An 11,914-nucleotide genomic window follows, 5' to 3' on the forward strand; every position below is an offset into this window, starting at 1 on the left:
AAGAGAAAGCTAGGGCTGAATATACGCTTAAGAATACTCACTAATAACAATTGAGAGAAACATCTATGATAACAATCCTTATACATGGACCCTAGACGTTTATACCCATACCGCACTTCGTCCTCTACAGGTGCGTGAACCATCTCTGTTTTTAAGTACCCCATAACTTGGGGCTCTGATAATGTGCGCTTAAAAGCTACCAAAATCCTTTGATTTCTCTGTTGGTACCTTACATTTTCTATAAGTTACCAGTTCAGGATATGTATTTGAGTGATTTACCAACACAGTTTTGTTGAATGCCTATTTTCTTCAGAACCTCTAGAACCCAATAGATGTAGAAACAGAATTTGAGACAATTCCCAACAAAATCGCGAACATAAAATAAATCGTTAAGTTCTTGATGCTCTTATGTATAAACTTAAGAACGATAAAAACGTCCCATTCTGAAAATGAACCGCTACGCCGCCCGCTCGGGTTCGACACATCCCCTTTTTGTTTCCAGTGATAGGCAATAATGTCATCGGTGACTGCCGCATTTTTACGATTCACGATCGGAAGATAACAATCCCATACACTCTTTTCTAATCTTCTCATCGTTACATGTTCGCCACTAGACACTGTAGTTGTATCTCTCGTTAAAAGAAGGAAATGGAGAGCTTCTATCGACAGATACCCTCCGCACGAATCTATTGTCTCACAAAGCGTCTTCGGAAGACTCCTGCTTTGATTTACCCGAAAATCCATAAGCTTTGTAGCAGTTAACGTATCTCGGAAGATAGCATCAAACCACTTATAGTTTCGCCCAAAAACAAAGGCATCTTGCATGCCACTTGCCTGAATTCTAAATCTGAAATAGCATCGCTTGCCGCAATCATTTGACGATGCTTTCGACAAATCATGGAGGTTTTCTACCAAAATGGATAGAATGGTTCCCCGTTGACCGGTTCCTTCAAAAGAACGAATCTTGATATCAGAGTTAACGTCAAGCTCATACAAAATGAAGCCGGTAGAATCCTGTGAAGGACTGCGACTAATCAAATGAACATAGCAAGCTTTCCCCTTCATCGAATCAACCCTATATTCATCGTTGAACACGGCTCCCAACAAGGAAGCGTCTTTAAGACCACATGCAAGATCCGACACATCCGTATTTTCGATCTTGAAAGGAAGCCATATCATTAGCTCGGACAGTGACTCAAACGACGAAAGCAGAATCCCTATATCAAGACAAGGAGCGGCATTCGTTCCGCAATCCAGATACCAGTAATTGAAGTGGAGCTTTTCTATTGTTGGGCCGACACAAGCAGAATCGTTGTTATTATTCTTTGCCCAGATCGCCAGACTACTCATTGTGCCACTACTCAGCTCTCTAGCCTTGACGCTACAATACTAAATAAATCTTCATCAAAAGACTGAAGGCTTTGAGGATGCGCCATGCCCGATTTTCGCATCTCGCTCAATGTGAAAGGAGGCACAATCGCCCCTAAATAGTCAAACACTATCACAAGAAGTTCACCAGTAGCACTCCTACATCGCATAGTCTCGATTTCGTCTCTACTATAGACCGTACGTCTCTTTACCAAATTACATATTTCATCAGTATCGCTCGATCTGTATACCGCAACTACGGCACCTAAAACGTCGATGCTCTTCCTGTCAGAACTACGATAAAACAGTAATAAATCTCCCGGTTCTATGGTTTTGCATTGTTGCCTACAAATGTAAGCTTTTCTTATGGCATTACTCTCGGACGGATACAACTCGGGATCATCTCCAAGAAGACTATTCTTAAAATCCGAATTGTCCGGAAACAAGCGTTCATGAAATACCCTCTGAATCGGAGTAATAAACTTATTCACAGTTAAATCTGACAGATACGAGGGGTAATAGCGCATAAGATATTCGACTTTCCCCGGTTTCTCTTCGACTCTCGGCGGCTTCACGTACTTCCCGTACACTGTATCATGCGACGATGTCGAATGATTACCCATGCGCTCAAAGCCAAATTGCGTGATGAGGTCAACCAAATGGCTATGCTTTGCTTCATCAACATGAAGGTACAGAAAGTGGTAATCATTACGCCTCGCATATTTAAAAGCCACATGAAGAAGCTTTTCTCCTTGTTTTGACCCCAAAGCAGTCTCAGATATCTTGAAGGTGCATAGCTTTAACGTCTTCCCTTCCGGGATAAATCCTTCGTTATTAATCACCTCCCCACATTCTTCCTTATAAACACAAAGACCGTTCAATCTGCCATAACTATCAACTATAGCCCAGCAATCACGTTGAGCAGCTTTACACTTATCTCGCCACCAATGATCAAATTCTTCCTGTCCATACGACTCCCGTAGAGAATCGAAAAACACATCCTTCTCGTCAATCTGATGACACTTGCAATTCTTAATTGCAGCAGAGTCGATGGGACTGTCAAAAAACGAATCTAGCCACTCGCTAAATTCGTTCAAAGAGAAAACTTTCTCTGAAAGCCCGCTTGAACGCGCTTTGGAGCGCAAAGCTTTATCCTGGGTAACAAAAAAGCTAACAACGCTCTCCTGGATACACCAAAGCAACTGATTGTCAATATAGTCATTTACTCTATGATTACTCCATCCCATGGTGTCAAATTGCGCGACGCTAGCAAGTGGCGGGTCAATCAATTCATTAAACTGACCAACCCTTGATAACGTTTTTTTACGCGCATCGACATCTTTATTCCTCTTTAACTCCTCTATCTGTAAAGGATGATAATAGAATGTGACAAATTGCCTAGCTTTCCGCAATACGTCAGCACAAAATGGAGAAAGAACATCGTTCGGGTTCTCGAAGTCGATTAGTACATTCGTGTCGAGTAAAACGCTAATTGTTTCCAATCAATTCACCCCCATCCACATAGCAAAATGACTGCGGGGCTACCGTTATCCCGATCGATGATAGGGGTAACGACTCTTCAAAAACACTGAGTTCACCGAGTTCGTAAGCATAGGCAGTGGCATTGCCGGCAAAATACTCAAAATAATCCTCTTGATCAATTCCTGATAGCTCTTTTGTTCGTTCCCAGAGTCTTTCCGGTGAATCACAAATTATTTTCTCAACTTGCACTTCCGCAACAACCCTCTTCTTAGGATACGTTGCGTAAATGACTATTTTCTCAACCGGTCGTTTCGCAACACGTTTACGGTACTCATATTTTTTTGATTCTTCCAATATTCTATCAACATATTTTGGCTTAATTGAGAGAAGTATTGTGCACACATCAACCTCCAAACTGTTTATCCAATGATAACACGGGCTAGAACCCATCAAGAGAGACTGATGCCCCACATAGATACACTTACTTTATCTAATTATGCCTCATTTACATTCAGCTCATCATTCTGTGTCTGGTTTAAATGCTGCTCAACATCTTGAGCAGCGTCGCTGCCTCTTGTTTTGTTTTTCTTGTCACGGAATGGAGTGTCAGAGAAGAGATATACGAACTCCTTGGGCTTCGATGATATCGAACTGGGTGCCATAACATCGACCAGACGTTCGATTTCACCACCAAACGAAACAAAAGTTGATGCGAAGTCAAGACCCTTCATCTTCTGGGAAACGTTAATGGCAACAAGGTTAGTACACCCACTCTTCAAGAAGAACTCGACTTTGCGATCTCTCTCGTCCACGAAAATGTAGTCGAGAGAGAGCAAAGAATTCCCCGCCCCTTTCAAATCGGTAAAAACCAAGTCTGGGGAGTAGGGATACATCCCCAAGAAATGCCTTCTATCCTCCGGAGATTTCCAAAGAAGATATTTCCGAGTACGAGCAAAATACTCTCCGAAATACCTGTCAATTGCTTCACTCCTTGGCTTATCCTTGTTATTTCTATTATCGAGGTAGACCCACTTAAACAGAGCGTTTAAATCATCATCCGTGCTTCTGCAAAAGAGAAAATCACCTTCTGAAGAAATCGCCTTGGAAGGTTCGAGTGGATTATAGAATCCCTCCAAACCAAGTATGTGAAAAATAACTTCTTCCTCTCCGGGGCAAGGTTTCCCCTGAGCCAATGCGGAACACGTCGATTTATCGCAGCGGACCGGAGGACAATCCCCAGAGCCAGCCGCGGCGAAACACGAATTGTTCTTGCGACAGCATAGATACTTCGCAGACATCTTCAAAAGATAGTTCTGCAAAAAGCTCGCATGATACTGAACGTGGGGATGCGAATAGACCCATCGATAAAACGAGTTTCGAGCTTCAATAGCACCAGATATGACGCTTATGGAGCTCTTTTCGTACGACAGCACATAGGCCTGTTCCCAGCCATCATCAAGCCCCCATTCATTAACAAGAACGCTTGCGGGCTTCAAAACAACCCCCGCTACCTTGCCGGACCATTGGTCGAAAGAAACGCGACAGCTCGAGTTAGTCTTGATTTCGTACCCTTGGCGCATGTTCTGGAATACCGTCAACTCTTCATCTCGATCAACTTTGATCTCATTACCCTCGGGAAAAACCTCCACCCCTTTGAGATTCATGAATCTCTCCCGATCCGACTGGTCGCTGAGCCGCCCCTCGAAGGAACCGTTAATTTCAAGACACGATTCGCGATTCTCATCATCAGCCTTAAACGTCGATCCCGTGAGCCATATTCCCGAGAATCCTTTACTCGATACACTGCATTCGTCAAGCCTAGTAGCCGAGCGAATCCTAAGCGACGCCAGCAGCCTCTCGTAATCTATATTCCAGTTGTTCATGCCGGAGCTTTGGGTATCCCGCATGGTGTAATCAAGGCCATCAACGTCTATTGAAGACGAATTCAAAAGAGAAATGAAGCAGTTATCGAGCGACCTCTCAGCAGTCACCTCACTTGAGTAGGGGCAACCTATGATCATGCGAGCCATTAACGCGACATCATCATCACCGACTGTTGAGAAATCATCTGACAGGTAGCCAATTTCCTTCAGATGCTCAAATATCCTCTCAATGCTGCTCCTGAAGTACCTGCTAACAAGAAGGCAACTCATCTTCTCGTGCTCAGCCCCTCGACCCTTCAATTCGCTCGAAAGAAAATCACACTTAAACCCCTGGCGGTTACCAAATTCATTGACAACCTCGCTGTCCAGCCGCGAGAACTCGCCGTTCGCATCCCTCTCCAGCCCGTAGTACTTCTCCAAGGTGTGAGAGAAAGGCGCATGTGCGCAGTCGTGAAGCAGACATGCGAGAATGAACAAGTAATATCTTTTATCCCACCATCCCTCCTCACCGCACGGCTCGGGAAGAGACTCCTTGAGATCCTGAGGCAAGGTTCTTCTAATCGCCTTAAACGCCCTGTTCCCCAGATGAAAGACTCCTAATGAATGTATAAATCTGTCGTGCCGAGCGGCTGGATATAGCGGACGCATGCTTGTCTGCTCAATATGCCTCAAACGCTGGAAAGCCTCTGTATCGATTATCTCATCCACTATGATAGAAGGTATGCGGATGTAGCCGTGAACGTTATCACGGAAGACCTTTTCATTGATCGCAGGCTTAGGCATCAGCTAAGCCACCCCCTTCTCCTTAGCACCGGACAAAGCTCTCAGGGCATCGCGCATAGCTGCGACGACTATCTCGTCATTTCGCTGATTCTCGATTACACAACCCGTCGAGCGGTCAGGTTTATTAGCAAAACTGATTTCTCCGCCGAATACGCGATACCTATCCTTAAAGCCATCAGCACAACTCAGCACATCAGGAATGTCTAAATCGTAATAAACATACTTGTAGTGAGGGCTAACCCGGAAATGGGCAGTTATGCCCTTCTCCAAGGCTTTGCAGAACATGACAAGATCCGCTTCCGAAACGGAGCCAATGCCTTCCGTCTCGTCGTTGCCGCTCAACATGTAATCGAGCACATCCCTCGTTGTGAATGCAATACACATTTTCAAACTCCTTTTTCTTTGATCCCGGAACATACAATCAAGTTATCTTTTTGAAGGCTGCTCTGAAGAAAATTCGGATTGTTGTGACCTCGTATCACCCCAAGCGTCACCTCAGGCATCGGGTAAGTCTTAAAACGTGTGGGATTTAGCATGTTTTCATCAACTCTTATATGACCACGCATTTTCTACCTGTTTTCGCGTGGTGTGCTGTTTTGTACCCTTCCACACACCACCGAGCCTTACAGTTGAGCGAACGAGACGAGCTTTATTATCAATCGAGTAGAGGAACGGACGTCCTTGCTCGTCTGTGTTTTGAATCGGGATCTTAAAGGAGATGAGGTCTCCCATAAGATCCCTATGGCAGTCCGCGCCCTCAGAAAGTCGAGAAGAAATGAGGAACACGAACAAAACCACCATCAGTGTGGATATGCGCCTATACGAGCGCATATTGATCAGACTATCAGAGTACCGACTGTTCAGACGATTGGGTATACGAGTAGCAGACAAACTCTGTGAGCGCTGCTTGAAGTCAGGTCGATACGTCAATGATGTATATAAGTGGCATTGGTACATCCCAGCACAGTTATTGCAAATACATTCACGATAATTATGATTCCATTAAACAAATTTACGTCTGACCAAATTAAACGCATACACCATCGCTGGTTTTGCAAAAATTATTCCAATCAATATATAACACGTCGCAACAATACATGCATACAGCAACGTCATTAATCCCCAAGTTATATAATTGGTTGGCTCAAAGTAACAAAAAAAAATGGACCAATAAATCAACATTAATCCCAAAACATAGTTACATCCTAGCAGTAATATTACTTTGTGTGTTTTCAGTATTAAACCGCGCTTAACGCATTTAACTAATCCAACAGAAAAGATTATTACGACACCGCAAATTGAACCTATAACTGCTCCCAAAACACCAAGCAATTTAACCAGAATAATTGATACAAAAACATTAACAATCGCAGCAACTATACATTGTGCATTCTGGTCTTTAAAATTGCCTGTAATATTTAGAGTCGTACCAAAAGGCCTATTGCAAAATATAAGATAGTACTGGGTGTATAAAAGAAACACCAAAACAGGAAAGATGTATCCAGTATCTGATACATTACGCGTATAGATCCTAATGAAACCCAAGATGGACATACTTGCCGAGGTAAGCAAAATACTAGCAATTATAATAATCAAATTTTGATATATACTTAGGCGCTCAATAAAGTGAGTTTCTTGTAAATCGTTATGCAAGTGACCTAAAGAGTTAGCAGGTGCATTTGCAATAGAGCTCAAAACATTAGACAAAAGCATAAAAATCTGATTATAAACAAAGAAAATACTTGCTTGCGTCAAGCTTACACCTGCCGAAATGACAACTAAATCAGTTGAAGTAAACACAGTATTTGCTATCTTCTGTACAAAAACATCCCTACTTCCATTAGGAAGTTTCAATTTCTTAGTCCTACAATACGTAACTTCCTTTAAAGAATGTCTTTTCCAAATCCAAAAGAACGTTACACTAAGAACGATGCTGGTCGAATAAACTAAATAAACAATCACTATGTTTTGATTAGTCACTATTAGCATCATTGCTGCTATCCATGTAATTGTTCTAGCTATCGTTGATAAAATATACTGAATAAATTGCTTATTAAATCCACTGAATATAACAATAAAGTTTGACTGAAACGCAATTGAAATTACTACATTAATAATCGTAATTACAAGCATGGCAAGCGTCTGATTATATGAAATCGGACTATCAATAATATCTATATAGACGATTCCTAACGGAAGGGTTAATGCCGCAATACAAACACCAATAATAATAAATACCTTCCGCATATTTCCTAGAATCAAACCAATCTTCTTATAGTTTTGATTTACTACAGGACCGTAAAGAGCGACTATTGCAGCTGTGGTAAGCCCCCCTTCTAATGCTGTAAAAAGAGAGACAAATTGTATCAACGTAGAAATAAGTCCATTAATGGAAGAACCGTATACCTCCATGAGTTTTTGCGTGTATATCAATCCAAAAAGCGCAACTATACCTACATTGATGACAGAGGTCACCATCGTCAACATCGCTGCTCTGGTTTTTTCATTTTGTCTTGACAATTTAATGATTAAGTAACTAGACAATTCCCCAATCGTATAGAGATACAATGTAGCTATCAATAGGGTCGATTCCTATATCAAATGTTAAAGATTTAAGTTGATTCGAAAGGGGCGTTAAATTTAAAGCTTCTTCTGTTCCGACCGAAAAAAGACATCTTTTCTTGCAATCACGGATGCCAAAGTGATTAAAAAATGCTGATATTTTTCCACCAGAACCAGTATAATCAATGTAATAGTTATTTCCATTCAATATAGTCTGCATAACGATCGAATGATATCTCATCCCAACACATGTTTTAGCATGCGAATAAATAGAGTAAAGCTCCTCTAAAGACGGTGGCATACTCATAACTTCTACATTAGGTGCACTACATGCTAGCTTTACCTCATACAGAAACTCTCTGTCATCACCGCCGATACAAAACGTATGCATTGGAACAAGCTTCACAACATCATGAGAAACAGCAAGCTTATCAACTATTGCAGCGGCTTCATATTCCGAAAATGATGACATACCATATTCGTCAGAAGGAAAACGCCTAAAATTGACAGCAGCAAAAACCCCAGTCGTACATTTACTATAAATTTTTTTAGCTCTTATAATCGAAGCTATAGCTGGATCATCCAGAACAATCATATTTGCTGATTTTCCGCCAGCGCTACATGCATGACTTTTTGATTCTTCATCTCTAAAAATAACTAAATCACAATAATCGAATATTCGGTTTACAAGTGCTTGAAATTCCGGAGTCTTTAAAGGTCCATACCCACACCCGAGCAAAAGCGTTTTTTTACCAATATGTTTTCCATATTTAATTCCCCGATATACAAGATACATTTCTCGCAGATCCATTAAGGGACCTCCACCCATTAGCACAATGTCACATTGCCTAATATGCGATTTCAATTCACCAATATTGCTTTCGTTAAAAATAACAAAATTGCATCCCATGCTGCATAACAAATGCCTATCTTCAAACAAGGTTCGTTCGGTAAAAAATGGATATAGACTACCAATGTGAAATTCAATTGATTCGAAAAGTGCAGCAAAAATTTTAACAATACCATCTAAAATAGCGCGATCGCCCAGTGTTTCAGTTCCATACCATCCTAGTACGCATATTTTCATTTTATATCTCCAACGAACTATTAGATAAACACTTAACTGCACTTGCATACAGCCTATTTTTAAGGTTCATTTTCTTTTTCTTAACCAGCATATATTCACCAACCGAGTCGAGTTGGTACATATAGTGCGAACAGACCGAGCAGCGCTGTTGACAAAGTTTATCGTGATAATGCGAATTGCTTCGAAATAGACTAAGCGCCGAAACTTCACAGGCGTTACCAACTACATCGCTATAAGTAGCACAATAAGCTAAACCACCATCTGGATTCAGAGTTACACCACGGCATTTCTGATACAAACAGGACGACATTCTTTTTCCTGTTGAAAGAAATAAAAACAATGCCATGTATTTTTCATTATGAGTTTTATGATATTGCTTAAAGAAAAACTCACGAGCGAGCATTTTGGCTTTATCATCATGCAATATAGAAAATGAGCCAACCTTATCAGCATTAGCTATTCGCTTGTGTTCTGTAGCTATATTATACGAAACCTCAATTTGATTTAATGATGCCCAAAGTTCAACTTCGCCAATACGCTCTATATTGTGCTTAGTAATTGTACATATACCCGTCAATTGATCACAATAACTCTCTAAGTTAGCTTGCAAAGCATTAACGGTATTATTAATCGCAGTATAGGAGCCCTCTTTTCCTCGCATAAAATCCTGCATGTCTCCCACACCGTCAATTGATAATGCAAGATTTACTTTTATATTTCTTGAACTGCAATGCGCCTTAATTGGCTTTAGCAATTTGCATATTCTTTCCGTGAAATATCCATTACTTATGAGGTAAATTGCAGAAAGTTCTGACAATGACGTGATTACAGCATCAACGCATTCAACTAAATCCTGTCTCAGAAATGGCTCTCCACCATTTATCCCAACGTGCTCTACCTTTGAAAAAAGTGGATCACTCAATATATTTCCAAGTTCGCTAGGCGAGAGATGATCTTGATTGATCAAATTTCGCATACCACACATTACACAATCAAAATTGCATTTGTATGTTATTGGAAGCTGGAGTTCAATAGGAAAAGTTGTGGAATTGCGTGGACTTTTTTCTTCAATATAGCGCTTAGCTGGACGTAATAATTGCTTTATAAGCAATGTCGCCTTCTTCGTCACTTTATTGGCTGTTTTTGCTACTTGAACCATATTAACCTCGCCTTGAAATTGATCTATAAACTTCAAGCGTTTCACCCAATGCCTTATCTATATTATGAATGTCTTTAGCTTTGTTAATTTCATTTATGCTAAGTGTTTGCGCAAGTTGCTTATTAGAAAAGATACGATCAATACAATGAGCCAGCATGTATGGTGCGTCAACCTGATATGTCAAACCAGAAACGCCATCCTTTAGAATATCGCGCACGCCGCCAACATCAGAACACACAACTGGAACCCCAAGTATCATAGCTTCACCAACGGAATTTGGAGAGTTCTCTATAGTGGAAGAACATACAAAAACATTGGCACTTAGATACTCATGCTTCATGCATTCAGCATCTAATGGACCTAGATACTTTATACGATTTTTCAAGCCATTTGCTTGGGCGAAATCATCTAAATATCTTTCGTATGCCGACTGCTTCCATCTTGCATCATTAAATGGATTTTTTGATCCGGCTACTTTTATAGTCAATTCAGGATATCTTTTCAATAGCAACGCAAATGACTGCAGTGCTATATGGAACCCTTTAATAGGAGAAGTGGCTTGACTCATAAAAATCGAACCCTCGACAGCATCTTCTATGTTCCATTTTTCTACACCATAAAAGGGCTGTCTTAACACCTCCGTTCCATGATGATATTGGATAGAAGGGTTTATCAACTCAACACATGTCTTATCCCATGTAGTCCGACCAAAACAATGCTTCGCAAACTTAATGGTTTCTATCTCGTTAATTCCTCTTTTTCTCATCATCTTTTGGGATTCTACAACATCACCGCGTATAAAATCTTTGAGTCTTTTCTTTTTGAGAGTCTTATAAGGAATGCCCGTAAGGTAGTGATGTGTATAAACAGATGTAAGCCCTTGTATAGAAACAATCGAGTGATCTTCGTAAGGAGAGCCTTGAATAGCAGAAAAATAGCTCAAGGTATGAGGATATTCCGTTCCCATAACATGAACAACATCAGGCAAACATTTCTCTAATATTTCTAAAAGATATAGTATTACATGATCATCGATATACGACTCATTTTTAGACGAAACCGGAAATCCTCGATATTCAATACCGTCACAAAACCCCTTTAAAATAGCTGGACTTTGATGCTGTGGAAACACATACCATAGCTCAATACCATTTAGAGCAACCAATCGAGAACTCAGCCCTTCTAACCATCCTTCATTAACGACTTTAGGAAACCCTATTTGTTTCTGCATACAAGGTAAAGGGAAATTGCAAATCCATAGAACTCGCATTTTATCTACCGGTTTAAGCTTTTCCATGACATCAAACCTTACCGCACATATTCTTCAGCTATTTTGTCTCTTAATAAAGTTGAGGTTTTAATTGTCAAAATAGCGCTCATACCAAAATCTTCCAGTGATTCATATATGCATACCATCAGGCTTTCCTCATTTTTCTGTTGTTTTGGCAATTTGCATGTTCCTATTTAGGGTCGATTTCTCGATTCCTTTCAAAACTGTGTTGGTGGGCTGATCTTGATGTGATCAGTCGGTTCAAGATGCAAGCTCCCACAAACTAGAATCAGTGTGTCTGCGATGCGTATAGAGTAATC

10 protein-coding genes are annotated in these 11,914 nt (G+C 40.7%); all 10 read right to left on the reverse strand.

What is annotated here, in order from left to right; all coding sequences use genetic code 11:
* Window positions 1-318: 318 nt before the first annotated feature.
* The 10 genes from G7Y46_RS08840 to G7Y46_RS08885 all read right to left on the reverse strand — a co-directional run bounded on the left by G7Y46_RS08840 (window position 319) and on the right by G7Y46_RS08885 (window position 11,773).
* On the reverse strand, window positions 319-1,350 hold the full coding sequence (locus tag G7Y46_RS08840; protein WP_165253991.1) for a hypothetical protein: 1,032 nt from the start codon (window positions 1,348-1,350) through the stop codon (window positions 319-321).
* Window positions 1,351-1,361: 11 nt separating this feature from the next.
* Window positions 1,362-2,870, reverse strand: a complete 1,509-nt coding sequence (locus G7Y46_RS08845; protein ID WP_165253992.1) for a hypothetical protein — start codon at window positions 2,868-2,870, stop codon at window positions 1,362-1,364.
* Window positions 2,857-3,264, reverse strand: coding sequence for an ASCH domain-containing protein (locus G7Y46_RS08850; RefSeq protein ID WP_206214202.1), 408 nt, complete (start codon window positions 3,262-3,264; stop codon window positions 2,857-2,859). Before G7Y46_RS08850 ends, G7Y46_RS08845 begins: the two co-directional genes overlap by 14 nt.
* Window positions 3,265-3,344: 80 nt before the next feature.
* A complete protein-coding gene (locus tag G7Y46_RS08855; RefSeq protein WP_165253993.1) occupies window positions 3,345-5,516 on the reverse strand; it encodes an HD domain-containing protein in 2,172 nt (723 codons plus the stop codon).
* A gap of 3 nt (window positions 5,517-5,519) precedes the next feature.
* Entirely contained in the window at window positions 5,520-5,900 is a 381-nt protein-coding gene (locus tag G7Y46_RS08860; RefSeq protein ID WP_165253994.1) for a hypothetical protein, read from the reverse strand.
* A gap of 618 nt (window positions 5,901-6,518) precedes the next feature.
* Window positions 6,519-8,096 (reverse strand): hypothetical protein, encoded by a 1,578-nt coding sequence (locus tag G7Y46_RS08865; RefSeq protein WP_165253995.1) that lies wholly within the window; start codon window positions 8,094-8,096, stop codon window positions 6,519-6,521.
* The gene (locus G7Y46_RS08870) at window positions 8,053-9,165 is read right to left on the reverse strand and encodes a polysaccharide pyruvyl transferase family protein (protein WP_165253996.1); all 1,113 of its coding nucleotides are present in this window, start codon (window positions 9,163-9,165) and stop codon (window positions 8,053-8,055) included. The genes G7Y46_RS08865 and G7Y46_RS08870 overlap by 44 nt, the downstream gene beginning before the upstream one ends.
* Window position 9,166: 1 nt before the next feature.
* Window positions 9,167-10,369, reverse strand: coding sequence for a radical SAM protein (locus tag G7Y46_RS08875; protein WP_165253997.1), 1,203 nt, complete (start codon window positions 10,367-10,369; stop codon window positions 9,167-9,169).
* Window positions 10,326-11,621 carry a glycosyltransferase gene (locus G7Y46_RS08880; RefSeq protein WP_165253998.1) on the reverse strand — a complete coding sequence of 432 codons (1,296 nt, stop codon included), beginning with the start codon at window positions 11,619-11,621 and terminating at the stop codon, window positions 10,326-10,328. Before G7Y46_RS08880 ends, G7Y46_RS08875 begins: the two co-directional genes overlap by 44 nt.
* A gap of 11 nt (window positions 11,622-11,632) precedes the next feature.
* Entirely contained in the window at window positions 11,633-11,773 is a 141-nt protein-coding gene (locus tag G7Y46_RS08885) for a hypothetical protein (RefSeq protein WP_165253999.1), read from the reverse strand.
* Between the last annotated feature and the right edge of the window lie 141 nt (window positions 11,774-11,914).

Origin of the sequence: Adlercreutzia sp. ZJ304 (assembly GCF_011039075.1) — a bacterium.
Classification (GTDB): domain Bacteria; phylum Actinomycetota; class Coriobacteriia; order Coriobacteriales; family Eggerthellaceae; genus Adlercreutzia_A.

Excerpts from the sequence above, each read along its gene's own strand:
- G7Y46_RS08840 (WP_165253991.1), bottom strand. The coding sequence starts at position 1,350 with ATGAGTAGTCTGGCGATCTGGGCAAAGAATAATAACAACGATTCTGCT.
- G7Y46_RS08855 (WP_165253993.1), bottom strand. The coding sequence starts at position 5,516 with ATGCCTAAGCCTGCGATCAATGAAAAGGTCTTCCGTGATAACGTTCAC.
- G7Y46_RS08860 (WP_165253994.1), bottom strand. The coding sequence starts at position 5,900 with ATGTGTATTGCATTCACAACGAGGGATGTGCTCGATTACATGTTGAGC.
- G7Y46_RS08870 (WP_165253996.1), bottom strand. The coding sequence starts at position 9,165 with ATGAAAATATGCGTACTAGGATGGTATGGAACTGAAACACTGGGCGAT.
- G7Y46_RS08880 (WP_165253998.1), bottom strand. The coding sequence starts at position 11,621 with ATGGAAAAGCTTAAACCGGTAGATAAAATGCGAGTTCTATGGATTTGC.